Here is a 24,650-nt window from a genome sequence, read left to right as displayed (position 1 = left end):
AGAACGACACAGATATTTACGGCATACCTGTTGGATATCGGAAGCTTCCTGCAAAACTTGATAGCGAGTGCCTGAGAGAGTCTTTTCCGGTAGCATTCCCCTCAGTTTGACCCGCCTGGAATCCCCTCATGTCCGACCGCCTGACCCTGCTGCGTCCCGACGACTGGCACATTCATCTTCGCGATGGTGCCGTGTTGACCAATACCGTTGCGGATGTCGCGCGCACCTTTGGTCGCGCCATCATCATGCCCAACCTGGTACCGCCGGTGCGTAACGCCGCTGAAGCCGACGGCTATCGCCAGCGGATTCTCGCTGCACGTCCGGCCGGCAGCCGTTTCGAACCGTTGATGGTCCTTTACCTGACCGACCGCACCCAGCCCGAAGAAATTCGTGAGGCCAAGGCCAGCGGGTTCGTGCACGCCGCCAAGCTGTACCCGGCCGGCGCCACCACCAACTCGGATTCTGGCGTCACCAGCATCGACAAGATTTTCCCGGCGATCGAAGCCATGGCTGAAGTCGGGATGCCTTTGTTGATCCACGGTGAAGTCACTCGTGGCGATGTCGACGTGTTCGACCGCGAAAAAATCTTCATCGATGAGCATATGCGTCGTTTGGTGGAACGTTTCCCGACGCTCAAAGTGGTGTTCGAACACATCACCACCGCAGACGCCGTGCAGTTCGTCAACGCGGCGTCGGCCAACGTTGGCGCGACCATCACCGCGCATCACCTGCTGTACAACCGCAACCACATGCTGGTTGGCGGGATTCGGCCGCACTTCTACTGCCTGCCTATTCTCAAGCGCAATACGCACCAGGAAGCCCTGCTCGACGCCGCCACCAGCGGCAGCGAAAAGTTCTTCCTTGGTACCGACTCGGCGCCTCACGCCCAGCATGCCAAGGAAGCCGCTTGCGGCTGTGCCGGGTGTTACACGGCTTACGCGGCGATCGAGATGTACGCCGAAGCCTTCGAACAACGCAACGCGCTGGACAAGCTTGAAGCCTTCGCCAGCCTCAACGGCCCGCGTTTCTACGGTCTGCCGGTGAACACCGATCGCATCACCCTGGTCCGCGACGAATGGACCGCCCCAACCAGCCTGCCATTTGGCGAGCTGACTGTTATCCCGCTGCGCGCCGGTGAAAAACTGCGCTGGCGCCTGCTGGAGGAAAACGCGTGAGTGAAGACCATTTCGACGACGAACAGGACGGTCAAGGCGGCGGAGGGGGTTCGCGCCACCCGATGGCCGCTCGCTTCCGTGGATACCTGCCAGTCGTTGTCGACGTTGAAACCGGCGGTTTCAACTCTGCCACTGACGCCTTGCTGGAAATTGCCGCGACCACCATCGGCATGGACGAAAAAGGGTTTGTGTACCCCGATCACACGTACTTCTTCCGTGTAGAGCCTTTCGAAGGCGCGAACATCGAAGCGGCTGCGCTGGAATTCACCGGTATCAAGCTCGATCACCCGCTGCGCATGGCGGTGAGTGAAGAGGCGGCGCTGACCGATATCTTCCGTGGCATCCGCAAGGCGTTGAAAGCCAACGGCTGCAAACGGGCGATTCTGGTCGGGCACAACAGCAGCTTCGACCTGGGCTTCCTGAATGCGGCGGTGGCGCGGCTGGACATGAAGCGCAATCCGTTTCATCCGTTCTCCAGCTTCGACACGGCCACCCTGGCCGGTCTCGCCTACGGTCAAACCGTGCTGGCGAAAGCCTGTCAGGCAGCCGATATCGACTTCGACGGCCGTGAGGCCCACTCGGCTCGCTACGACACCGAGAAGACGGCCGAGCTGTTCTGCGGCATCGTCAACCGCTGGAAACAAATGGGTGGCTGGGAAGATTTCAACGATTGATAGCAGTCGTCGGGTTTTATCCCGCCCATAAAAAAACCGGCCTCATCGGCCGGTTTTTTTATGCTTTGAACGTGCCTTACAGGGCAGCAGCGTTCTCGGTCAGGTAAGCCGCGACGCCTTCGGTCGAAGCGGTCATGCCCTTGTCGCCTTTTTTCCAGTTGGCAGGGCAGACTTCGCCGTGCTCTTCGTGGAATTGCAGAGCGTCGACCAGACGGATCAGCTCTTCGATGTTACGGCCCAGCGGCAGGTCGTTGATGATCTGCGAACGGACAACGCCTTTGTCGTCGATCAGGAACGCGCCACGGAAAGCCACGCCGCCTTCGGATTCAACGTCGTAGGCCTTGGCGATTTCGTGCTTCAGGTCGGCAGCCATGGTGTAACGGACTTCGCCGATACCGCCATTGTTGACCGGCGTGTTGCGCCAGGCGTTGTGGGTGAAATGCGAGTCGATCGAAACAGCGATCACTTCAACATTGCGCGACTTGAAGTCCGACATGCGGTTGTCCAGAGCGATCAGCTCGGATGGGCAAACGAAGGTGAAGTCCAGTGGGTAGAAGAACACCAGGCCGTATTTGCCTTTGATGGCCGACGACAGGGTGAAGCTGTCGACGATTTCGCCATTGCCGAGTACGGCCGGTACGGTGAAGTCAGGGGCTTGCTTGCCTACGAGTACGCTCATTGAATATCTCCTGGTGTAAAAACGTGAAGTTCCGGGTTTGCGCCAGCCTGCCACCCTCAAGCGACAGCCCTGTGACACACGCCCGCTTCATAAGGACCGGCCATCATACACTGCGTTTTTGACCTGTCCTCAACGGTTTTTTCGCGGGCAGCGATAAAATCGCCGAGCCCCAGCGACCGGCAAATTGCCTGCAGGAAACCGTTCGTCAGGCGCGTTCGTTTATAACGCAAAGCTTTCAGAAACCACTTTGACAATCATTCTCGTTAACATTAAGATCCATCGCAATTGAGTCACAACCAGCGACGGTTCTCACTTATGTATGTCTGCCTCTGCACTGGCGTCACCGACGGTCAAATCCGCGATGCAATCTATGAAGGTTGCTGCAGTTATAAAGAAGTTCGTCAAGCTACCGGTGTAGCCAACCAATGCGGTAAATGCGCCTGCCTTGCCAAGGAAGTGGTACGTGAAACCTTGACCAAATTGCAAACCGCCCAGGCGGCGATTCCTTTCCCGGTAGAATTTACTGCGGCGTGAGTACCCCATTCCAAAGAACCGGACTTCATGTCCGGTTTTTTTATGCCCGCAAATCAATCGCTTACAGTCGAGACGCGGAACACAAACATTCTTATTCCGATTAATTTTCACTTAAGTTTCAATAACTTAGGTTTGACACTCTGAATAACGCGGCTCAGACTCTGCGTTTACAGACAGCTAATACAGGGCAGGACCCCATCATGAAAGGCGACATTACAGTCATCCAGCATCTCAACAAGATCCTTGCCAATGAGCTGGTCGCGATCAATCAGTATTTTCTGCATGCGCGCATGTATGAAGATTGGGGTCTGAACAAGCTCGGCAAGCACGAATACCACGAGTCCATCGACGAGATGAAACACGCGGACAAGCTGATCAAGCGCATCCTGTTCCTGGAAGGCCTGCCAAACGTGCAGGACTTGGGCAAGCTGCAGATCGGCGAGCACACCCAGGAAATGCTTGAGTGCGACCTGCGCATCGAACGCACTGGCCACGCGGACCTGAAAGTCGCGATCGCGCACTGCGAAACGGTTGGCGACTTTGGCAGCCGTGAACTGCTCGAAGATATTCTTGAATCCGAAGAAGAACATATCGATTGGCTGGAAACCCAGCTGGGCCTGATCGATAAAGTGGGTCTCGAGAACTATCTGCAATCGCAGATGGGCGAAGAGTAAGTGAGCGCTCGCTGAACCCGAGCCAATAAAAAGCCCCGCTCTCTTTTAAGAGGCGGGGCTATTTTATGCCTGCTGGAGCCTGCTTGCTGCGGGCGGGATTCCAACGATCAACGATAACGCGGTGATTCAAATAAACCGCGGCGATGCGATCGCCGGCAAGCCGGCCCCTACAAACGGGATCAGGCTTCGGTCTTGGTCGCAGCAGCCACTTCAACAGCCGATTTGATGGTGCTTTGCAGCGAACCGTCTGCAGCCATCTCGGTCATGATGTCACTACCGCCGACCAGCTCACCACCGACCCACAGTTGCGGGAACGTTGGCCAGTTGGCGTACTTTGGCAGGTTGGCGCGGATTTCCGGGTTCTGCAAGATGTCCACGTACGCAAACTTTTCGCCACATGCCATCACGGCCTGCGCGGCTTTCGCGGAGAAGCCACACTGGGGGGCATTCGGCGAACCTTTCATGTAAAGCAGAATGGTGTTGCTAGCAATCTGCTCTTTAATCGTTTCGATGATATCCATGTAGCACCTCGGCTGAACTTTCCGACTCAAGGGTCGGCACGGTGGCGCATTGTAACGGAAACCCGAGCGCCATGCTCGGTCTCCCCGACAGACTCGATCAAGCAGCCGCCACCGTGACTGGCACGCCATTCAACGCAGCATTGCCGGACAACTCGTCGAGCTGACACTCATCGGTCAGGTCATTGGCGCTGGAACCCGGCTGGCCACTCGCAATCGTCATCTGCACGCCGGGCCGCGCATGGCCCCAACCGTGGGGCAGGCTGACCACGCCTTTCATCATGTCCTCGCTGCCCAGCACTTCCACTTCGATCATGCCGACCCGGGAACTCACCTTCACCCGCTGCCCGTCGCTGAGCCCGCGACTGGCCAGATCCTCCGGATGCATGAGCAATTGATGACGCGGCTTGCCCTTCACCAGCCGGTGATAGTTGTGCATCCAGGAGTTATTGCTGCGTACGTGACGACGGCCAACCATCAGCAACTCGTCGGCCGCCGGCGCTTGCAACGCGGCAAAGCGCGCCAGGTCGGCAAGGATCGCCGCGGGTGCTGCCTGGACGTGCTGATTAGCGGTCTTCAGGCGTGGTGCCAGGTTGGGTTTCAGCGCACCAAGATCGACGCCATGCGGATGATCGAACAACGTTGCCAGCGACAGCTTGTGCTCTGAAGCATCGCCATAAAGCCCCATTTGCAAACCGCGATCGATCATCTGCGCAGGAGGAATCGTCGGCTTCAGCTCCTTGCCGGTTTTCTCGGCGAAGGCTTTGGCCAGCCCGACAAAAATCTCCCAGTCGTGCAACGCGCCTTCCGGTTTGGCGAGGATCGCGCGGTTGAACCGAGTGACGTTGCGCACCGCAAACATGTTGAACGTGGTGTCGTAATGATCGTTTTCCAGCGCCGAGGTCGATGGCAGAATCAAGTCGGCATAACGCGTGGTTTCATTGATATACAGGTCGACACTGACCATGAATTCCAGGCCGTCGAGCGCTTGTTCAAGCTGCCGCCCATTGGGCGTCGACAGCACCGGGTTGCCGGCCACGGTGATCAGCGCGCGGACCTGCCCTTGCCCTTCGGTGAGCATTTCCTCAGCCAGCACCGACACGGGCAACTCGCCGGCGTATTCCGGACGCCCGGACACGCGACTCTGCCACAGGTTGAAGTGCCCGCCCGAGGTGGACGCCACGAGGTCCACCGCGGGCTCAGTGCACAACGCGCCGCCCTTGCGATCGAGGTTACCAGTGACCAGATTGATCAGTTGCACCAACCAATGGCACAACGTACCGAACGCCTGGGTCGAGACGCCCATGCGGCCATAACAGACCGCGGTCGGTGCCGCTGCGAAGTCCCGCGCCAATTGGCGAATCTGCTCGGCCGGCACTGCGCACAACGGGCTCATGGCGTCGGCGGTAAAACCAGCGACCGCCGCGCGCACGTCCTCCAGACCGTCCACCGACAGATGACTGTCACTGGTCAGGCCTTCAGCGAACAAGGTATTGAGCAGCCCGAACAACAGTGCCGCATCGCCCCCCGGACGCACGAACACATGCTGGTCGGCAATCGCCGCCGTCTCGCTGCGGCGCGGGTCGACCACCACTACTTTGCCGCCGCGGGACTGGATCGCCTTCAGGCGCTTTTCCACATCCGGCACAGTCATGATGCTGCCGTTGGAGGCCAGCGGATTGCCGCCCAGGATCAGCATGAAATCGGTGTGATCGATGTCCGGGATCGGCAACAGCAAGCCGTGGCCGTACATCAAATAGCTGGTCAGGTGATGGGGCAACTGATCGACCGAAGTCGCGGAAAACCGGTTACGGGTCTTCAACAGGCCGAGAAAGTAATTGCTGTGGGTCATCAGCCCGTAGTTGTGCACGCTGGGGTTGCCCTGATAGACCGCCACCGCGTTCTGCCCGTGACGCGCCTGAATGTCGGCCAGGCGTTCAGCGACAAGGTGGAACGCGTCTTCCCACGCGATGGGCTGCCAATCGCTGCCAACGCGCAGCATCGGCTGGCGCAGACGGTCCGGATCGTTCTGGATATCTTGCAGGGCCACAGCCTTGGGACAGATGTGCCCACGACTGAAAGTGTCCTGGGCATCGCCCTTGATCGAGGTGATCTGCAGATTGCCATCGCTCTCGGTGGTCTCGATGGTCAAGCCGCAGATGGCTTCACACAGGTGGCAGGCACGGTGATGGAGAGTCTTGGTCATGGCCAGTCTCTGTTTTGTTCTGGGCGGGTAAAAAGGCCCGTGGGAGCAAAACTATGGCCCGTACCCTGCCGCTGCGCCAGCGACGTTCGTCTTGTGAATCGGAGGCCATCAGGCCCGCCGATGGCTGCAAGCAATCACCTGGAAGGCAGCCTCGGCGGCGCCCTCAACTGGATTTCCTGAATGGTTTCGATTTCTTCGTGGCCGACATGCACCCCCGTGAGTTCGCCAATGATTCGCCAGTGCTCGTCGAGACCTGCACTGATCGTGGCCATGCGATCGATCATCCGCCGGCCGGCAGCCTTGGTCACTTCGTCGTTGCTGCGCAGAAGCTCGAAGGACATCGAGGTCATGGAAGCGGTGAGATGCGTCAGTGAGCGGGCCGTGAGGCCGAGCAATTCCATGAGTTGCTGTTCTTTCGATTCCATTCCGAATGGCTTCCTCGTCGTTCGTGCGTTAGTTATAACCCAGCACCTTGCATTAGCAAATGTTTCCGACGAGGCACATTGCCATTATCCGAAACGAACGCAGGGTCAGAAACCGACCGCCACCGCGCCATCCCCGCCCGACCTGATTGCAAAGCCCGGCAAGCCCAGTGTACAAATGACGGGCTGCTGTCAGGAACCCGGCTTCAAACGCGCTACTGCGGTCACCCCGTAGCCCCTCTGAAATCCCCTAAGCACCGTAGCCTATTGGAAAAACGCGACATTTAATGTCAAGATCGCGCCTTCCCTATTTCGTCGCCCCGTGCGGCTTACGCCGCAGGTCTCGCCCGTTGTTCCGTTAAACAAGGCTTTGAGTATCTGCGGTCTGTTGCAAAAAGGTAGTTAATGATGAGCGCAAGGCACTTTCTCTCCCTGATGGATTGCACGCCCGAAGAGCTGGTCAGCGTGATCCGTCGAGGCATTGAGCTCAAAGACCTGCGTAACCGCGGCGTATTGTTCGAGCCCCTGAAAAACCGTGTGCTCGGGATGATTTTCGAAAAATCCTCGACCCGCACCCGTATCTCGTTCGAGGCCGGCATGATCCAGCTCGGCGGCCAGGCGATCTTCCTGTCCCCGCGCGACACGCAACTGGGCCGTGGCGAGCCGATCGGCGACGCCGCCATTGTCATGTCGAGCATGCTCGATGCGGTGATGATCCGTACGTTTTCCCACAGCACCCTGACCGAATTCGCCGCCAATTCGCGCGTCCCACTGATCAACGGCCTGTCCGATGACCTGCACCCGTGCCAGTTGCTGGCCGACATGCAAACCTTCCTCGAACATCGTGGTTCGATCCAGGGCAAAACCGTGGCCTGGATCGGCGACGGCAACAACATGTGCAACAGCTATATAGAAGCGGCGATCCAGTTCGACTTCCAGCTGCGCATCGCTTGCCCTGAAGGCTTTGAACCCAACCCTGTCTTTCTGGCCAAGGCCGGTGAGCGTGTGACCATCGTTCGCGATCCAAAGGACGCCGTACGCGGCGCGCATCTGGTCAGCACCGACGTCTGGACCTCCATGGGCCAGGAAGAAGAAACCGCCAAGCGCCTGAAGTTGTTCGCTCCGTTCCAGGTCAACCGCGCGCTGCTGGATCTAGCCGCTGAAGACGTGCTGTTCATGCATTGCCTGCCCGCCCACCGCGGCGAGGAAATCAGCCTCGACCTGCTCGATGACCCGCGCTCCGTTGCCTGGGACCAAGCGGAAAACCGGCTCCACGCACAAAAGGCCCTGCTCGAGTTTCTCGTCCCGCCTTCGTACCACCACGCATGAGCCAGCCATTACTGCTTAATCTGCGCAACCTTGCTTGCGGTTATCAGGACCAGCGCGTTGTGCAGAACCTCAACCTGCATTTGAATGCCGGCGACATTGGTTGTCTGCTTGGTTCTTCGGGTTGCGGAAAAACCACGACGCTGCGGGCGATAGCCGGTTTTGAACCGGTGCACGAAGGTGAAATCACCTTGGCTGGCGAGACCCTCTCCAGCGCCGGGTTCACCCTCGCGCCGGAGAAACGCCGGATCGGCATGGTTTTCCAGGATTACGCCCTGTTCCCGCATTTGAGCGTGGCCGAGAACATCGCCTTCGGCATTCGCAAACATCCGCAAAAGGGCCGCGTGGTTGAAGAGCTGCTGGAACTGGTCAACCTGAAAAACCTCGGCAAACGCTTCCCGCACGAGCTTTCCGGTGGTCAGCAGCAGCGTGTTGCACTCGCCCGCGCCTTAGCGCCGGAGCCGCAATTGCTGTTGCTCGACGAACCGTTCTCCAACCTGGACGGTGAGTTGCGACGCAAGCTCAGCCATGAAGTGCGCGACATTCTCAAGGCCCGTGGCACGAGTGCGATTCTGGTGACCCATGACCAGGAAGAAGCCTTTGCGGTGAGCGACCATGTCGGTGTTTTCAAGGAAGGTCGCCTGGAGCAGTGGGACACGCCCTACAACCTGTATCACGAACCGCTGACGCCTTACGTGGCCAGTTTCATCGGCCAGGGCTACTTCATTCGTGGCCAGTTGAGCAGTCCGGAATCGGTGCAGACCGAATTGGGTGAGTTGCGCGGAAATCGCGCTTACACCTGGCCGACCGGCGGTGCCGTGGATGTGCTGCTGCGACCGGACGATATCGTCTATGCACCGGACAGCACGTTGAAGGCACAGATTGTCGGCAAGTCATTCCAGGGTGCGTCGACGTTGTATCGGTTGAAGTTGCCAACCGGTGCGCAGTTGGAGTCGATTTTCCCGAGCCATGTCGATCAGCCGATCGGTGCACACGTGGGGATTCGGGTGGCGGCTGAACATTTGGTGTTGTTCCAGGCGTCCGGCAGCACAGCGGCGCAGATTCCGGCAGTCGAGTCCGGCGTGCGGCGCCACAGCACCGTCAGCTGATACCAAAATCTGTAGGAGCGGGCGGTGCGACGGGATTTGCCTCACCCCAGCATTAGCGTTCCACTCGCAACAAGCGTTGCATTCCCGCCAATCTTCACCCGATCCCCTTCCAGCCGGCAGAACAATTCCCCGCCGCGTTTCGAGCACTGGTACGCGGTCAGGCTCGACTTACCCAGACGTTTCGACCAATACGGGATCAAGCTGCAATGGGTCGAACCGGTCACCGGATCTTCATTGATGCCAATCGCCGGGGCGAAGTAGCGGGAGACGAAATCGTGCTTGCTGCCCTTGGCGGTGACGATGGCGCCCAGCCACGGCAACCTGGCCAACGCGACCATGTCCGGCTGACAATCGAGTACCGCCTGCTCCGATTCCAGTACCACAAACAATTCATTGGAACCCAGCACATCGACCGCTTCGACGCCCAGAGCGCGTTCGACGTCCAGGGTCACGCCCACTTCCGACGGCTCAATCGACGGGAAGTCCAGCCATAGTCGCTCGCCTTCGCGACTGACACTCAGCGGGCCGGACTTGCAAATGAAGTCCAGACGCTCAGTGGGCTCTTTATAGATCTCAAACAAAACATAAGCGCTGGCCAACGTCGCATGCCCGCACAACGGCACCTCAGTGGTCGGGGTGAACCAGCGGATGTGCCAGCCCTGCCCTTCACGCACCACAAAGGCGGTTTCGGCGAGGTTGTGTTCGGCGGCGATTTTTTGCATCAACTCATCGGCGAGCCAGGCATTGAGCCGATAGACCATCGCCGGGTTGCCACTGAAAGGCCGATCACTGAACGCGTCGACCTGATAAAACTCAAGCTGCATGACTGTCTCCCTGATTCACGCGCGGCCGATATCGGCGAACTTCGCTTGCGTATGTTCGGCCAACACCGCCGGGGCCAGTTCAACTTCAAGACCGCGTCGCCCGGCACTGACAAAAATGCTGGCGAAGGGCTGAGCCGAATTGTCGATAAAAGTGCGCAGGCGTTTTTTCTGCCCCAGTGGACTGATGCCGCCCAACAGGTAACCCGTGGAACGTTGCGCGGCGGCCGGATCGGCCATTTCTACTTTTTTCACCCCCGCCGCATGTGCCAGGCCCTTCAGATCCAGACTTCCGACGACCGGCACCACCGCCACCAACAACTCGCCTTTCTCGCTGGCCGCCAGCAACGTCTTGAATACCTGCGTCGGCTCCAGGCCGAGTTTCTCCGCAGCCTCCAGCCCATAGGAGGCTGCCTTGGGATCATGTTCGTAACTGTGCACGCGATGTTCGGCATGAACTTTTTTCAGCAAATCCAATGCGGGGGTCATGACAGCTCCAGACTCGGCGGCAGGGAAAATTACTGCGCCTGATTCTAGGCGATTGCTCTTTGAAAGGCTCTCTTGCGCCAACGTTTCCGACACACCCGCCAAGCTTTCACCATCCGTCAGCGCCCAGATTGGCCAACTAACAAAGCGATCATTCATGTGACTAATAGTTAGAATGTGACTGCTGGTTCACTTTCGACCTTTGACAGTAGCGTTTCTTGTCTATATTTTTTCGTTTCTGAATACCGTAAAAAGTATAGACGCAGCAAACCGGGAAATGGATGGGGATCCTGCCCTGGTGCATAACGCGCTTTGGCCATGACGAAAAAAGCGCCAGACAACAAAAACAAAGAGGTTTCAATGACAACTGCTTTACAACAACCGTCGCTCTCCAGCCAATGCATGGCCGAGTTCCTGGGTACTGCACTGCTGATCTTTTTTGGTACCGGTTGTGTTGCCGCGCTCAAGGTCGCGGGTGCCAGCTTTGGCTTGTGGGAAATCAGCATCATCTGGGGCGTTGGCGTCAGCATGGCCATCTACCTGACCGCAGGCGTTTCCGGGGCGCACCTCAACCCCGCCGTGAGCATCGCATTAAGCATTTTTGCCGACTTCGAAAAACGCAAATTGCCGTTTTATATCCTCGCCCAAGTGGCAGGCGCCTTCTGCGGCGCGCTGTTGGTCTACACGCTCTACAGCAACCTCTTCTTCGATTACGAACAAACTCACCACATGGTACGAGGCACCCAAGCCAGCCTCGAACTGGCGTCCGTGTTCTCTACGTTCCCCAATCCATCCCTGACCACTGCCCAGGCCTTTCTGGTTGAAGTGATCATCACCGCGATCCTCATGGGCGTGATCATGTCCTTGACCGACGACAACAACGGCCTGCCAAACGGGCCAATGGCGCCGCTGCTGATCGGCCTGTTGATTGCGGTGATTGGCAGTTCGATGGGCCCGCTGACCGGTTTTGCGATGAACCCGGCGCGTGACTTCGGTCCCAAACTGATGACTTTCTTTGCAGGCTGGGGTGAAATTTCCTTCACCGGCGGGCGCAATATCCCGTACTTCCTGATTCCGGTTTTTGCACCGATTGTCGGTGCCTGCCTCGGTGCTGCGGCGTATCGCGGGCTGATTGCCCGTCATCTGCCGGGCACCGAACCTGCTACAAAGGACGCAACACCGGCCATCGACGGCAAACCAAGAACTTCTTGATACCGTAGGCGCGTGCTCCTGCCCATTTGGTCTCGCGCCTGACCTCACCCCCTTATTTCGTCCAAGGCAATCGACATGACCGACACTCAGAATAAGAACTACATCATTGCCCTCGACCAGGGCACGACCAGCTCCCGTGCGATCATTTTCGACCGCGACGCGAACGTGGTCTGCACCGCGCAACGCGAATTCGCCCAGCATTACCCGCAAGCCGGTTGGGTCGAACACGATCCGATGGAAATCTTCGCCACCCAAAGCGCGGTGATGGTCGAGGCCCTGGCGCAAGCCGGTCTGCATCACGACCAGGTCGCAGCCATTGGCATCACCAACCAGCGTGAAACCACCGTGGTCTGGGACAAGACCACCGGCCGCCCGATCTACAACGCGATCGTCTGGCAGTGCCGCCGCAGCACCGAGATCTGCCAGCAACTCAAGCGCGACGGCCACGAGCAATACATCAGCGACACCACCGGCCTGGTCACCGACCCGTACTTCTCCGGCACCAAACTCAAGTGGATCCTCGACAACGTCGAAGGCAGCCGCGAGCGGGCGCGCAAAGGTGAACTGCTATTCGGCACCGTCGACAGCTGGCTGATCTGGAAATTTACCGGCGGCAAGGTGCACGTCACCGACTACACCAATGCTTCGCGCACCATGCTCTTCAACATCCACACGTTGCAGTGGGACGCGAAGATGCTGGAGGTGCTGGATATTCCGCGCGAGATGCTGCCGGAAGTTAAATCCTCGTCGCAAATCTACGGCCACACCAAAAGCGGCATCGCCATCGGCGGTATCGCCGGCGACCAGCAGGCCGCCCTCTTCGGCCAGATGTGCGTCGAGCCCGGCCAGGCCAAAAACACCTACGGCACCGGCTGCTTCCTGCTGATGAATACCGGCGACAAAGCGGTGAAATCCAGGCACGGCATGTTGACCACCATCGCCTGCGGCCCGCGCGGCGAAGTGGCATACGCACTGGAAGGCGCGGTATTCAACGGCGGCTCCACCGTTCAGTGGCTGCGCGATGAACTGAAAATCATCAACGATGCCCATGACACCGAATACTTTGCCAACAAGGTAAAAGACAGCAATGGCGTGTACCTGGTCCCGGCGTTCACCGGCCTGGGCGCACCGTACTGGGACCCGTATGCCCGTGGCGCATTGTTCGGCCTGACCCGCGGCGTACGTGTGGATCACATTATTCGCGCAGCCCTGGAGTCGATTGCCTACCAGACCCGCGACGTGCTCGACGCCATGCAACAGGATTCCGGCGAACGCCTGAAAGCCCTGCGCGTGGACGGTGGTGCGGTGGCGAACAACTTCCTGATGCAGTTCCAGGCCGACATCCTCGGCACTCACGTCGAGCGCCCGAAAATGCGTGAAACCACGGCATTGGGCGCGGCTTACCTCGCCGGTCTGGCGTGTGGCTTCTGGGGCAGCCTGGAAGAACTGCGCGGCAAGGCGGTGATCGAGCGTGAATTCGAGCCGACACTGGACGAAGTCGCCAAGGAAAAACTCTACGCCGGCTGGAAAAAAGCTGTCAGCCGCACCCGCGATTGGGAACCGCACGAAGGCGCTGAATAAGCCAAGCTGAGTACTCGTATCGGCTTGTAACTGGTCGGGAGCGGATTCCTGCGGCATCATGGGCAAATTTTGCACGGCAGCCCAAAGGAAGCCCCATGAATCTGCCTCCCCGTCAGCAGCAAATCCTCGAACTGGTTCGCGAACGCGGCTACGTCAGCATCGAGGAAATGGCCACGCTGTTCGTCGTGACACCGCAGACCATCCGCCGCGACATCAATCAGCTCGCGGAAGCCAATTTGTTGCGTCGCTACCATGGCGGCGCAGCCTACGACTCCAGCGTCGAAAACACCGCCTACGCCATGCGCGCCGACCAGATGCGCGATGAGAAGCAGCGTATCGGCGAAGCCATTGCCGCACAGATCCCCGACCACGCCTCGCTGTTCATCAACATCGGGACCACCACCGAATCGATTGCCCGGGCACTGCTCAACCATAACCACCTGAAGATCATCACCAACAACCTGCACGTCGCCTCGATGCTCAGCGCCAAGGATGACTTCGACGTGCTGCTGACCGGTGGCAACGTGCGACGCGACGGTGGCGTGGTAGGTCAGGCGAGTGTCGACTTCATCAACCAGTTCAAGGTCGATTTTGCCTTGGTCGGCATCAGCGGCATCGATGAAGACGGCAGTCTGCTGGACTTCGATTATCAGGAAGTGCGGGTGTCGCAGGCGATCATCGCCAATGCCCGACAGGTGATTCTGGCTGCAGACTCAAGCAAGTTCGGGCGCAACGCCATGATTCGCCTGGGGCCGATCAGCCTGGTCGATTGCCTGGTCACTGATCAGCAGCCGGTGCCGGCGTTGGCGCAGTTGTTGAGTCAGCACAAGATTCGGCTTGAGGTTGTTTAGGCCGTAGCATTTCTTGCGCCTGTACCGGCGCCATCACGAGCAGGCTCACTCCTACAAGGTTAGCGGTGAACTTGTAGGAGTGAGCCTGCTCGCGATAGCTATCGCTCAAGCAACCCACCTTTCGCGTCCTGTCGCGACTTAAAATGTTCGAATATTTTCCTTTAAGCGCCCTTCGATGAGTTTTTTCAATCGAAGTTGACTGGCTGTACGCGCATTTATCGGCTACCATTTTCGCAAATGAACATTTATGTTCGAATTCAATACCGAAAATCAAAAAGTCCGAGGCCAGCCGATGCCCACTTCCACCTTGCCTACGCCCCCTCTCGCTGAGGTCTACGATATCGCCGTCATTGGTGGCGGGATCAACGGCGTGGGGATCGCAGCGGATGCTGCGGGCCGCGGCCTTTCGGTGTTCCTTTGCGAAAAGGATGATCTGGCCAGCCATACCTCTTCGGCCAGCAGCAAGCTGATTCACGGTGGCTTGCGCTACCTCGAACATTACGAATTCCGCCTGGTGCGCGAAGCCTTGGCCGAGCGCGAAGTGCTGCTGGCCAAGGCGCCACACATCGTCAAGCAGATGCGTTTCGTGCTGCCACACCGTCCGCACCTGCGACCGGCGTGGATGATCCGCGCCGGTTTGTTCCTGTATGACAATCTGGGTAAACGGGAAAAACTCGAAGGTTCGAAGAGCCTGAAGTTCGGCCCCGACAGCCCGTTGAAAAGCGAAATCACCAAAGGCTTTGAATACTCCGACTGTTGGGTCGACGACGCGCGCCTGGTGGTTCTGAACGCGATGGCCGCTCTCGAGAACGGCGCCCATGTGCACACGCAGACCCGTTGCGTCAGCGCTCGCCGTACCAAAGGCTTGTGGCATCTGCACCTGGAGCGCACCGATGGCAGTCTGTTTTCGATCCGCGCCAAGGCGCTGGTGAATGCCGCCGGCCCGTGGGTCGCCAAGTTCATTCGTGATGACCTGAAAATGGAATCGCCGTACGGCATTCGCCTGATCCAGGGCAGCCACCTGATCGTGCCGAAACTCTACGAAGGCGAACACGCGCACATCTTGCAAAACGAAGATCAGCGCATCGTTTTCACCATTCCGTACCTCAATCACTTCACCTTGATTGGCACCACCGACCGCGAATACACCGGCGACCCGGCTGCCGTGGCGATCACCGAAGGTGAAACCGATTACCTGCTGAAAGTGGTCAACGCCCACTTTAAGAAGCAGGTCAGCCGCGAAGACATCCTGCACAGCTATTCCGGGGTTCGTCCGCTGTGCAATGACGAATCCGATAACCCGTCAGCCGTCACCCGCGATTACACCTTGGCGCTGTCGGGGACGGGCGAAGAAGCACCGCTGCTGTCGGTGTTCGGCGGCAAGCTGACCACCTACCGCAAACTGGCCGAGTCGGCGCTGGCGCAACTGGCGCCGTACTTCTCGCACATCAAGCCGAGCTGGACCGCCACAGCGACCCTGCCGGGCGGCGAAGATATGACGACCCCGCAAGCGCTGAGCTCGCGAATTCGCGACCAGTACGACTGGGTGCCGACCGAAATCGCTCGCCGCTGGGCCACCACTTATGGCAGCCGCACCTGGCGCCTGCTCGAAGGCGTGCAGAACCTTAGTGATCTGGGTGAACACATCGGCGGTGGGCTCTACACCCGCGAAGTCGATTACCTGTGCAGCGAAGAGTGGGCGACCACGGCGCACGACATTCTGTGGCGTCGCAGCAAGCTGGGCTTGTTCACCACACCGGCCGAGCAGCAGGCGCTGGCGGCTTATCTGGGCAAGGTCGAGCAGAACCGCAGCAAGATTGAAGCGGCCTGATAGTTAATCGGTTACGCAAAAGCCCCTGAATCTCACGATTCAGGGGCTTTTTTGCATTTAGTCAGCCACCACCGCTCTACTGTAGGAGCCGGCTTGCCGGCGATGGCGTCTGTGAGATCGATGCAAACGCCAAGGACCTCATCGCTGGCACGCCAGCGCTCAGAGGATTAGCGGTGTTACCTGCATTCGGTTTTCCGAACGCGACCTGCCAGTCAATTCGGTTAACCGGATTATTCAGCTCCAAAAAATTCAAAAAGAATATTTAATATTCTTATAAATCAATCAGATAACCCGTTACGACTGGCCTGGCATGACTCATGCTCTACACTCATGGACGAATGCTTGTTGTGCGGATTTTTCGGCGCCAACAGACACTCGCAGCACAAAAGGGCCGATGAACCGGCTCCATAAAAAAAACAATGTCGAGGAAAATTTGATGCGCATCGTTCCCCATATCCTGGGCGCAGCCATTGCTGCCGCTCTGATTACCACTCCAGTTTTCGCGGCCGAGCTCACCGGCACACTGAAGAAGATCAAAGAGTCCGGTGTCATCACCCTCGGGCATCGCGACGCTTCCATTCCGTTTTCCTACATCGCGGACGCTTCCGGCAAACCGGTTGGCTACTCCCACGATCTGCAGCTGAAAATCGTTGAAGCAATCAAGAAAGACCTGGACCTGCCTAACCTTCAGGTCAAATACAACCTGGTAACCTCGCAAACCCGTATCCCGCTGGTGCAGAACGGCACCGTGGACGTCGAGTGCGGCTCCACCACCAACAACGTAGAGCGTCAGCAGCAAGTTGACTTCTCCGTCGGCATCTTCGAAATCGGCACCAAGCTGCTGTCCAAGAAGGGCTCTGCCTACAAGGACTTCGATGACCTCAAAGGCAAGAACGTCGTGACCACCGCAGGCACCACGTCCGAGCGCATCCTCAAGTCGATGAACGCCGATAAGCAGATGGGCATGAACGTCATCTCCGCCAAAGACCATGGCGAGTCTTTCCAGATGCTGGAATCGGGCCGCGCTGTCGCCTTCATGATGGACGATGCGCTGCTGGCCGGCGAAGCAGCCAAGGCCAAGAAAGCTGATGACTGGGCTGTCACCGGCACTCCACAGTCCTACGAAATCTACGGCTGCATGGTCCGCAAGGGCGACGAGCCGTTCAAGAAGGCTGTGGATGACGCGATCATCGCGACCTACAAGTCCGGCGAGATCAACAAGATCTACGACAAATGGTTCATGCAGCCAATCCCGCCAAAAGGCCTGAACCTGAACTTCCCTATGAGCGACGAGCTCAAGGCCCTGATCGCCAATCCGACCGATAAAGCGGCTGACGACAAGAAATCCTGATTCCTGACTAACCTTATCTCCTGAGAGGGCCTCCGCCCTTTCAGGAGTTGTCACTCCCTGCTGGCATTTTTGGAAACACTCGAACCGGTGGCTGTCGAGCCGCTCGTGTGTGCCTGATCGAAGTGGCCACACAGGCCACCTTGGTCGGGACGGGAACGGAGCTTCCCCAAGCGGGCATTTGTACATCGACCGAATCCGAGGGGAGACCCTATGAATTACAACTGGGACTGGAGCGTGTTCTTCAAGTCCACCGGCGTGGGCAGCGAGACTTATCTCGACTGGTATATCACCGGTTTGGGCTGGACCATCGCCATCGCCATCGTGGCCTGGATCATCGCCCTGACACTGGGCTCGATCCTGGGCGTCATGCGCACCGTGCCGAATCGCATCGTGTCGGGTATCGCGACCTGCTATGTCGAACTGTTTCGTAACGTGCCGCTGCTGGTGCAACTGTTCATCTGGTACTTCCTGGTGCCCGATCTGCTGCCGCAGAACTTGCAGGACTGGTACAAGCAGGACCTGAACCCGACGACCTCGGCCTTCCTCAGCGTCGTCGTGTGCCTGGGCCTGTTCACCACCGCCCGCGTTTGCGAACAGGTGCGCACCGGCATCCAGGCACTGCCAAAAGGTCAGGAAGCCGCCGCTCGCGCCATGGGCTTCAAACTGCCGCAGATCTACTGGAACGTGCTGCTGCCCCAGGCTTACCGGATCATCATTCCGCCGCTGACCTCGGAATTCCTGAACGTGTTCAAGAACACCTCCGTGGCGTCGCTGATTGGCCTGATGGAGTTGCTCGCACAGACCAAGCAGACCGCTGAGTTCTCCGCGAACCTGTTTGAAGCCTTCACCCTCGCGACGCTGATCTACTTCACCCTGAACATGAGCCTGATGCTGCTGATGCGCCTGGTCGAGAAGAAAGTGGCCGTACCGGGCCTGATCTCCGTAGGGGGTAAATAATGGAACTCGACTTCTCGGGCATCATCCCGTCCCTGCCGGGTTTGTGGAACGGCATGGTCATGACCCTGCAACTGATGGCGCTGGGCGTCGTCGGCGGGCTCGTCCTCGGCACGATCCTCGCGCTGATGCGCCTGTCCCACAGCAAGCTGCTGTCGAACCTGGCCGGCGCCTACGTTAACTACTTCCGCTCGATTCCACTGCTGCTGGTCATCACCTGGTTCTACCTGGCGGTGCCGTTCGTGTTGCGCTGGATCACTGGCGAAGATACGCCGATCGGTGCATTCGCTTCCTGCATCGTGGCGTTCATGATGTTCGAAGCCGCGTACTTCTGCGAAATCGTCCGCGCCGGCGTGCAGTCGATTCCCAAGGGCCAGATGGGCGCTGCCCAGGCACTGGGCATGACGTACGGCCAGATGATGCGTTTGATCATCCTGCCTCAAGCGTTCCGCAAGATGACCCCGCTGCTGCTGCAACAGAGCATCATCCTGTTTCAGGACACCTCGCTGGTCTATGCGGTTGGCCTGGTGGACTTCCTCAATGCTTCGCGTGCCAGTGGCGACATCATCGGTCGCTCCAATGAGTTCCTGATCTTCGCAGGGCTCGTGTACTTCACAATCAGCTTTGCCGCCTCGCTGCTGGTCAAGCGTCTGCAAAAAAGGTTTGCCGTATGATCTCTATCAAGAATGTCAACAAGTGGTATGGCGACTTCCAGGTACTGACTGACTGCAGCACCGAGGTCAAAAAAGGCGAAGTGATTGTGGTGTGCGGCCCGTCAGGTTCTGGCAAATCCACCCTGATCAAATGCGTCAACGCACTGGAACCGTTCCAGAAGGGCGACGTGGTGGTCGATGGCACCTCCATCGCCGACCCGAAGACCAACCTGCCGAAACTGCGCTCGCGCGTGGGCATGGTGTTCCAGCATTTCGAACTGTTCCCGCACCTGACCATCACCGAAAACCTGACCATCGCGCAGATCAAGGTGCTGGGTCGCAGCAAGGAAGAAGCCACCCAGAAAGGCCTGCAATTGCTGGAGCGCGTCGGCCTCTCGGCGCACGCCCACAAGCATCCGGGCCAGCTCTCCGGTGGCCAGCAACAGCGTGTGGCGATTGCCCGTGCGCTGGCGATGGACCCGATCGTCATGCTGTTCGACGAACCGACCTCGGCGCTCGACCCTGAGATGGTCAACGAAGTGCTCGACGTGATGGTGCAACTGGCTCACGAAGGCATGACCATGATGTGCGTGACCCACGAAATGGGTTTCGCTCGCAAGGTCGCGGATCGCGTGATTTTCATGGACGCGGGCAAGATCATCGAAGACTGCAAGAAAGAGGAATTTTTCGGCGACATCAGCCACCGCGCCGAGCGTACGCAGCACTTCCTCAACAAGATTCTGCAGCACTAAACACCGAACACCGTTCAAAGCCACACTGATTCTCTGTGGGAGCGGGCTTGCCCGCGATGAGGGTCTGTCAGTTAACGAAGATGTTGACTATCAGTCCGCAATCGCTGGCAAGCCAGCTCCCACAGGGGACGGTAGTGATCGCGATCAAGTGTTGTGGTTGACCCAAGGCATCTGTGATGAAATGCGACCCCACTCTCTATCGCGCCGCGCCGCCATCACTCGCCGTGAAACCCCGTCTGATCCGCCATTTGTTCCTGCCGCCGCTGGTCATCGCTCTGATGATCGGATTGGGTTACGTCGGCTTCTGGGTCAGCGATCACTACGGTATCCGCAGCCTCAGCGAAAACGGCCAGCGTCAGCTTGAACTGCACGCCCGCGCCGTCGAGAGCGAAATCAGTAAATACACCTACCTGCCCAGCCTGCTGGAACTCGAATCCAGCGTGTCGACGCTGCTGGCCGACCCGACGCCGGAGCATCGGCAAACGGTCAATGATTACCTCGAAGGCCTGAACCGGCGCAGCCGCAGTCGGGCCATCTACGTGATGGACACCACCGGCCGCGTCATGGCCACCAGTAACTGGCGCGACGTCGACAGTTACCTTGGCGAAGACCTGTCGTTCCGTGCCTATTTCCAGAATGCGATTCGCGGCCAGCCGGGGCGTTTCTATGGCATCGGCAGCACCAACGGCGAACCCGGTTATTACCTGGCTCATGGCCTCGAAGAACACGGCAAGATCATCGGCGTCGCGGTGGTCAAAGTTCGCCTCGAAGCCCTGGAGGAACGCTGGCAACGGGCGCGCCTCGAAGCCTTTGTCAGCGACGAAAACGGCATCATCATTCTCTCCAGCGATCCGGCGCGACGCCTGAAATCAGTCGTGCCGTTGAGCGACGAGACCAAGGAGAAACTCGCCCGCAGCCTTCAGTATTACTGGTTTCCGCTGAACGAACTGCAACCGCTGGCCCGGGAAAAACTCGCCGAAGGTGAAGAAAAACTGACCTTCCCGGCCAACAGCGAAGTGGAATCCGACCAGGAGGACATCAGCTACCTCTCGCAAACCCGCCCGTTGAGCGACACGCCATGGAATTTCACCCTGCTCACGCCCTTGCAGGATTTGCGTCGGGAAGCGATCAATCAGGGGATTCTGGTGGCCGTGGCGTTCGCCCTCGTGGCGTTCCTGCTGATCGCCTGGAACGAGCGGCGCAAGGTGATCGCCACTCGCCTCGCTGCCCGCGAAGCCTTGCAGCAAGCCAACAATCAACTGGAGCGTCGGATTACCGAACGCACCACGGATCTGCGCGCCAGCAATGAACGGCTGAAGAGCCAGATCCGCGAACGCCGTCAGGCCGAGGAGACGTTGCGCCGGGCCCAGGATGAATTGGTCCAGGCCGGAAAACTCGCGGCCATCGGCCAGATGTCCACCAGCATCGCCCACGAATTGAACCAGCCGCTGGCCGCCCTGCGCACGTTGTCCGGCAACACCGTGCGCTTTCTCGAGCGCGGTCAGCTGGACGTCGCCAGCACCAACCTGAAAACCATCAACGAACTGATCGACCGCATGGGCCGGATCACCGCCAGCCTGCGCTCCTTCGCCCGACGTGGCGACGACAAGGGCCAGGCCTGCCTCGGCAAAGCGGTAGACGCCGCACTGCAGCTTCTCGGTGCACGCGTGGAAAGTGTCCACCTGCACTTGCATCGCGAATTCGCCGACGTCCAGGTGCAAATTGATCAGACTCGCCTGGAACAGATTCTGGTCAACCTGATCGGCAACGCCCTCGACGCCATGCAGGCCCAACCCCTGCCGGAACTTTGGCTGGAAGGCGAAATTTTCGATGGCAAATATCGCCTGCGGGTTCGTGATAACGGCCACGGCATCGACGCCGAAGCGCGCAAGCATCTGTTCGAACCGTTCTTCACCACCAAACCCGGCGAGCAGGGCCTGGGCCTCGGCCTGACCCTTTCCGCCAGCCTGGCCGCCGCCACCGGCGGGCACCTGGGTGTAGAACACCCGGCCAGCGGTGGTACCACCTTCGTCCTCAGTTTACCGTTGGTAAGCCCCACTCTCGCCGAGCCAATATGAACAACGACCTTAGTGTGCTGATCGTCGAAGACGACCCCCATGTGCTGCTCGGTTGCCAGCAGGCGCTGACCCTGGAAGACATTCCCTGCGTCGGCGTGGGCAGCGCCGAAGAAGCGCTGGAGCGGGTCGGCGACAATTTTGCCGGCATCGTCATCAGCGATATTCGTCTGCCGGGCATTGATGGCCTCGAATTGCTGACGCGGCTCAAGGCGCGCGATAAAAGCCTGCCGGTGGTGCTGATTACCGGTCATGGCGATATTTCCATGGCGGTCGGCGCGATGCAGAAAGGCGCCTATGACTTCATGGAAAAACCCTTTTCCCCGGAACGCCTGGTGGATGTCGCCCGTCGCGCCCTGGAGCAACGCAGCCTGGCGCGGGAAGTCTCTTCGCTGCGCCGGCAACTGGCGGAACGAGACTCTTTGGAAGGCCGGATCATCGGTCGCTCGCCAGCCATGCAGAACTTGCGCGAACTGATCGCCAACGTCGCCGACACGTCGGCCAACGTATTGATCGAAGGCGAGACCGGCACCGGCAAAGAGCTGGTCGCGCGTTGCCTGCATGACTTCAGTCGGCGCCACACCAAACAGTTCGTCGCGCTGAACTGCGGTGGCTTGCCGGAAAACCTGTTCGAAAGCGAAATCTTCGGCCACGAAGCCAACGCCTTTACGGGCGCCGGCAAACGGCGGATCGGCAAGATCGAGCACGCTGACGGTGGCACGCTGTTTCTCGACGAAGTGGAAAGCATGCCGCTGCCGTTGCAGATCAAGCTGTTGCGGGTGTTGCAGGAACGCACGCTGGAACGCCTCGGTTCGAACCAGAGTGTGGCGGTGGATTGCCGGGTGATCGCCGCGACTAAATCCGACCTCGACGAGTCGAGCAAGGCCGGTGAATTCCGCAGCGATTTGTATTACCGCCTCAACGTGGTGACCCTGGAATTGCCGCCGCTGCGCGAACGCCGCGAAGACATCCTGCAACTGTTCGAACACTTCCTGCAGCAGTCCTCCCTGCGCTTCGACCGCGCCGTGCCGGAGCTGGACAACCAGACCCTGTCGAACCTGATGAGCCACGACTGGCCAGGTAACGTGCGCGAATTGCGCAACGTCGCCGAGCGCTTTGCCCTCGGTCTGCCGGCTTTCAAGAAAACCGGCGCCGGCGGCAGTGCTCACGGCCTGGCGTTCGCTGAAGCGGTGGAAGCGTTCGAGCGCAATCTGCTCGGTGATGCCCTGCAACGCAGTGGCGGCAACCTGACTCAGGCCAGCCTGGAATTGGGCATGGCCAAGACCACGCTGTTCGATAAAGTGAAAAAATACGGGCTGAGCCACTGATCTACCCCTGTGGGAACGATCAACACGAAAGAGGCTGGCCCGGCCCTTGCATTTACCCCCAAAAGCCCCCTCGGCCGGTCGTCATGATGGATGACGCCGGTGTCTGGGTGGGTCTGCCAAGGGTGAATTGCGACCTTGAATATTTTAGATCTCGACCACAGCCTGACGGCCCAGGCGCCCATCGCGCGCCTGCTCGACAGCGGCCGTGCCAAACGCCTGGACTTGCTCGACCTCGGCCCGAAACTGCGGCTGTGGTCCAGCGAACGCACCTGGCGCCGATTCGCCGAACGCCTGCAACAACGCCCCAAGCACAGCGGCCCTCAACCGGAAATATTCTTCGTCGGCTCCGGCGATTACCACCATTTGACCCCGGCATTCCTGACTGACTTGCCTGAGCCGGCAAGCCTGATCCACTTCGACAATCACCCCGACTGGGTGCACTTCGCCCCGCGCCGGCATTGCGGTTCGTGGGTCAATATGGCGCTGAAACTGCCGAACATCCAGCGCATCGTCACCCTCGGCCCGTGCAGCGATGACCTGCAAAATCCGCAGCTCAAGGGCGGTAACCTCAGTGCTTTGCGGCGCGGGGCGTTGCAGCTGTTTCCGTGGCAGCATCCCCCCTCGAAAGTCTGGGGCCGGGTCGGCGATGGTGCCGGTCATCGCCAGCAGGAAAACCTGCTGCACTGGCGCAATCTCGCCGAACTGGACTGGGCGGACTTTCTCCAACAGCTGATCGCCAGCCTGCCCACCCAAGCGGTGTGGATCACCATCGACAAGGACGTATTGGCCAGCGAGGACGCCGCGACCAACTGGGATCAGGGCGGCATGCGCCTCAGCCATTTGCTGCAAGCGATACGCCAGCTGGCCGCGAGCAAGCGCATCCTCGGCATCGACATCTGCGGCGAGTACGCCCGCCCGGCGTACAGCAACGCCCTGAAACGCTGGGAAGCCAAGTCCGACCAGCCGCCGGCGGAACGCTGGAGTTCCGACGATCTGCTGCGCAACGCGGCGACCAACCTGGCGCTGATCGAGCTGTTCGAGGAGTTGTTCCCATGACCTTCACCGTAACCGTCATTGCGCTGGTGGCTTTGTCCATCGTGCTGGACGTGATTGGCCAGCTCTGTTTCAAGCTCGGCCTCGACCGTTTGCCAGAGCTCGAAGGTGGCTTTCGCCTGAATGCGTTCTGGGGCCAGGTGTTCAACGCGCCGCTGCTGTGGTGCGGAATCGGCGCCTACGTGATCGAGTTTTTCGTCTGGCTCGAAGCCCTGTCCCGGGCGCCGCTGAGTTTGTTGTTTCCAGCTGCCGCGCTGGCGTATTGCGGCGTGGTGCTGGCCGGCAAAGTGATCCTCGGCGAAACCGTCAGCCGGCGGCGCTGGCTCGGGACGTTAGTGATTACGGCGGGCGTGATGCTCGTGTGTGTCGGCCATGCATGAGACTC

At 59.2% G+C, this 24,650-nt stretch carries 24 protein-coding genes; 18 read left to right on the top strand and 6 right to left on the bottom strand.

The features are described from left to right. Positions 1-128: 128 nt before the first annotated feature. Both pyrC and rnt read left to right on the top strand, forming a co-directional pair. Positions 129-1,175, top strand: coding sequence for a dihydroorotase (pyrC, locus tag ACYZT4_RS26735; protein ID WP_461984069.1), 1,047 nt, complete (start codon positions 129-131; stop codon positions 1,173-1,175). Continuing rightward, a complete protein-coding gene (gene rnt / locus ACYZT4_RS26730) occupies positions 1,172-1,849 on the top strand; it encodes a ribonuclease T (RefSeq protein ID WP_162439412.1) in 678 nt (225 codons plus the stop codon). Before pyrC ends, rnt begins: the two co-directional genes overlap by 4 nt. A 76-nt stretch (positions 1,850-1,925) precedes the next feature. On the opposite strand, the gene ACYZT4_RS26725 is transcribed toward rnt, so the two are convergent. Beyond that, positions 1,926-2,528 (bottom strand): peroxiredoxin C, encoded by a 603-nt coding sequence (locus ACYZT4_RS26725; RefSeq protein WP_461984067.1) that lies wholly within the window; start codon positions 2,526-2,528, stop codon positions 1,926-1,928. 315 nt (positions 2,529-2,843) lie between these two features. Here ACYZT4_RS26725 and ACYZT4_RS26720 point away from each other — a divergent pair, with 315 nt between their 5' ends. Both ACYZT4_RS26720 and bfr read left to right on the top strand, forming a co-directional pair. Further along, the gene (locus tag ACYZT4_RS26720) at positions 2,844-3,062 is read left to right on the top strand and encodes a bacterioferritin-associated ferredoxin (RefSeq protein WP_461984065.1); all 219 of its coding nucleotides are present in this window, start codon (positions 2,844-2,846) and stop codon (positions 3,060-3,062) included. Between the two features lie 200 nt (positions 3,063-3,262). Continuing rightward, entirely contained in the window at positions 3,263-3,736 is a 474-nt protein-coding gene (gene bfr / locus ACYZT4_RS26715; RefSeq protein ID WP_017340571.1) for a bacterioferritin, read from the top strand. A gap of 179 nt (positions 3,737-3,915) precedes the next feature. On the opposite strand, the gene grxD is transcribed toward bfr, so the two are convergent. The 3 genes from grxD to ACYZT4_RS26700 form a co-directional block, all read right to left on the bottom strand. Further along, positions 3,916-4,257, bottom strand: a complete 342-nt coding sequence (gene grxD, locus ACYZT4_RS26710; RefSeq protein ID WP_461984063.1) for a Grx4 family monothiol glutaredoxin — start codon at positions 4,255-4,257, stop codon at positions 3,916-3,918. 97 nt (positions 4,258-4,354) lie between these two features. Then, a complete protein-coding gene (locus tag ACYZT4_RS26705) occupies positions 4,355-6,460 on the bottom strand; it encodes a molybdopterin oxidoreductase family protein (RefSeq protein WP_461984061.1) in 2,106 nt (701 codons plus the stop codon). 134 nt (positions 6,461-6,594) lie between these two features. Further along, complete coding sequence (locus tag ACYZT4_RS26700) at positions 6,595-6,885, bottom strand: hypothetical protein (RefSeq protein ID WP_461984059.1); 291 nt, start codon at positions 6,883-6,885, stop codon at positions 6,595-6,597. Between the two features lie 405 nt (positions 6,886-7,290). Between ACYZT4_RS26700 and argF the strand changes: the two genes are divergently transcribed. Together argF and ACYZT4_RS26690 are read left to right on the top strand one after the other, a co-directional pair. Then, positions 7,291-8,211, top strand: a complete 921-nt coding sequence (gene argF, locus ACYZT4_RS26695; RefSeq protein WP_461988818.1) for an ornithine carbamoyltransferase — start codon at positions 7,291-7,293, stop codon at positions 8,209-8,211. After that, positions 8,208-9,317, top strand: a complete 1,110-nt coding sequence (locus tag ACYZT4_RS26690) for an ABC transporter ATP-binding protein (RefSeq protein WP_461984057.1) — start codon at positions 8,208-8,210, stop codon at positions 9,315-9,317. Before argF ends, ACYZT4_RS26690 begins: the two co-directional genes overlap by 4 nt. 41 nt (positions 9,318-9,358) lie before the next feature. Here ACYZT4_RS26690 and ACYZT4_RS26685 read toward each other — a convergent pair whose 3' ends face one another. Both ACYZT4_RS26685 and ybaK read right to left on the bottom strand, forming a co-directional pair. Beyond that, positions 9,359-10,141 (bottom strand): PhzF family phenazine biosynthesis protein, encoded by a 783-nt coding sequence (locus tag ACYZT4_RS26685; RefSeq protein WP_461984055.1) that lies wholly within the window; start codon positions 10,139-10,141, stop codon positions 9,359-9,361. 15 nt (positions 10,142-10,156) lie between these two features. Further along, a complete protein-coding gene (ybaK, locus tag ACYZT4_RS26680; protein ID WP_461984054.1) occupies positions 10,157-10,627 on the bottom strand; it encodes a Cys-tRNA(Pro) deacylase in 471 nt (156 codons plus the stop codon). A gap of 357 nt (positions 10,628-10,984) precedes the next feature. Between ybaK and ACYZT4_RS26675 the strand changes: the two genes are divergently transcribed. The 12 genes from ACYZT4_RS26675 (at position 10,985) to ACYZT4_RS26620 (ending at position 24,645) form a co-directional block, all read left to right on the top strand. Continuing rightward, entirely contained in the window at positions 10,985-11,836 is an 852-nt protein-coding gene (locus tag ACYZT4_RS26675) for an MIP/aquaporin family protein (protein WP_461984052.1), read from the top strand. Positions 11,837-11,911: 75 nt separating this feature from the next. Continuing rightward, positions 11,912-13,417: a glycerol kinase GlpK gene (glpK, locus tag ACYZT4_RS26670; protein ID WP_461984050.1), complete on the top strand. Its 1,506-nt coding sequence runs from the start codon at positions 11,912-11,914 to the stop codon at positions 13,415-13,417. Between the two features lie 95 nt (positions 13,418-13,512). Beyond that, positions 13,513-14,268, top strand: coding sequence for a DeoR/GlpR family transcriptional regulator (locus tag ACYZT4_RS26665; protein ID WP_461984049.1), 756 nt, complete (start codon positions 13,513-13,515; stop codon positions 14,266-14,268). A gap of 292 nt (positions 14,269-14,560) precedes the next feature. Continuing rightward, complete coding sequence (gene glpD, locus ACYZT4_RS26660; protein WP_461984047.1) at positions 14,561-16,099, top strand: glycerol-3-phosphate dehydrogenase; 1,539 nt, start codon at positions 14,561-14,563, stop codon at positions 16,097-16,099. 436 nt (positions 16,100-16,535) lie between these two features. Next, positions 16,536-17,450, top strand: coding sequence for a glutamate/aspartate ABC transporter substrate-binding protein (locus ACYZT4_RS26655; protein ID WP_461984045.1), 915 nt, complete (start codon positions 16,536-16,538; stop codon positions 17,448-17,450). A 210-nt stretch (positions 17,451-17,660) separates the two neighbouring features. Continuing rightward, positions 17,661-18,407 (top strand): amino acid ABC transporter permease, encoded by a 747-nt coding sequence (locus tag ACYZT4_RS26650; RefSeq protein ID WP_461984044.1) that lies wholly within the window; start codon positions 17,661-17,663, stop codon positions 18,405-18,407. Beyond that, positions 18,407-19,078, top strand: coding sequence for an amino acid ABC transporter permease (locus ACYZT4_RS26645; protein WP_461984042.1), 672 nt, complete (start codon positions 18,407-18,409; stop codon positions 19,076-19,078). The genes ACYZT4_RS26650 and ACYZT4_RS26645 overlap by 1 nt, the downstream gene beginning before the upstream one ends. Then, the gene (locus ACYZT4_RS26640) at positions 19,075-19,809 is read left to right on the top strand and encodes an amino acid ABC transporter ATP-binding protein (RefSeq protein WP_461984040.1); all 735 of its coding nucleotides are present in this window, start codon (positions 19,075-19,077) and stop codon (positions 19,807-19,809) included. Before ACYZT4_RS26645 ends, ACYZT4_RS26640 begins: the two co-directional genes overlap by 4 nt. A 176-nt stretch (positions 19,810-19,985) precedes the next feature. After that, on the top strand, positions 19,986-21,887 hold the full coding sequence (gene aauS, locus ACYZT4_RS26635; RefSeq protein ID WP_461984039.1) for a two-component sensor histidine kinase AauS: 1,902 nt from the start codon (positions 19,986-19,988) through the stop codon (positions 21,885-21,887). A gap of 44 nt (positions 21,888-21,931) precedes the next feature. Continuing rightward, positions 21,932-23,212 (top strand): two-component response regulator AauR, encoded by a 1,281-nt coding sequence (aauR, locus tag ACYZT4_RS26630; protein WP_461988816.1) that lies wholly within the window; start codon positions 21,932-21,934, stop codon positions 23,210-23,212. A 135-nt stretch (positions 23,213-23,347) separates the two neighbouring features. Continuing rightward, a complete protein-coding gene (locus ACYZT4_RS26625) occupies positions 23,348-24,268 on the top strand; it encodes an arginase family protein (RefSeq protein ID WP_461984037.1) in 921 nt (306 codons plus the stop codon). After that, positions 24,265-24,645: a DMT family transporter gene (locus ACYZT4_RS26620; RefSeq protein WP_461984035.1), complete on the top strand. Its 381-nt coding sequence runs from the start codon at positions 24,265-24,267 to the stop codon at positions 24,643-24,645. Before ACYZT4_RS26625 ends, ACYZT4_RS26620 begins: the two co-directional genes overlap by 4 nt. The last annotated feature ends 5 nt before the right edge of the window (positions 24,646-24,650 follow it).

The sequence above is a fragment of the Pseudomonas sp. GB2N2 genome (assembly GCF_054897705.1).
The sequence above is the reverse complement of the archived record's forward strand: the minus strand, read 5'-3'. Positions and strand labels throughout refer to the sequence as shown.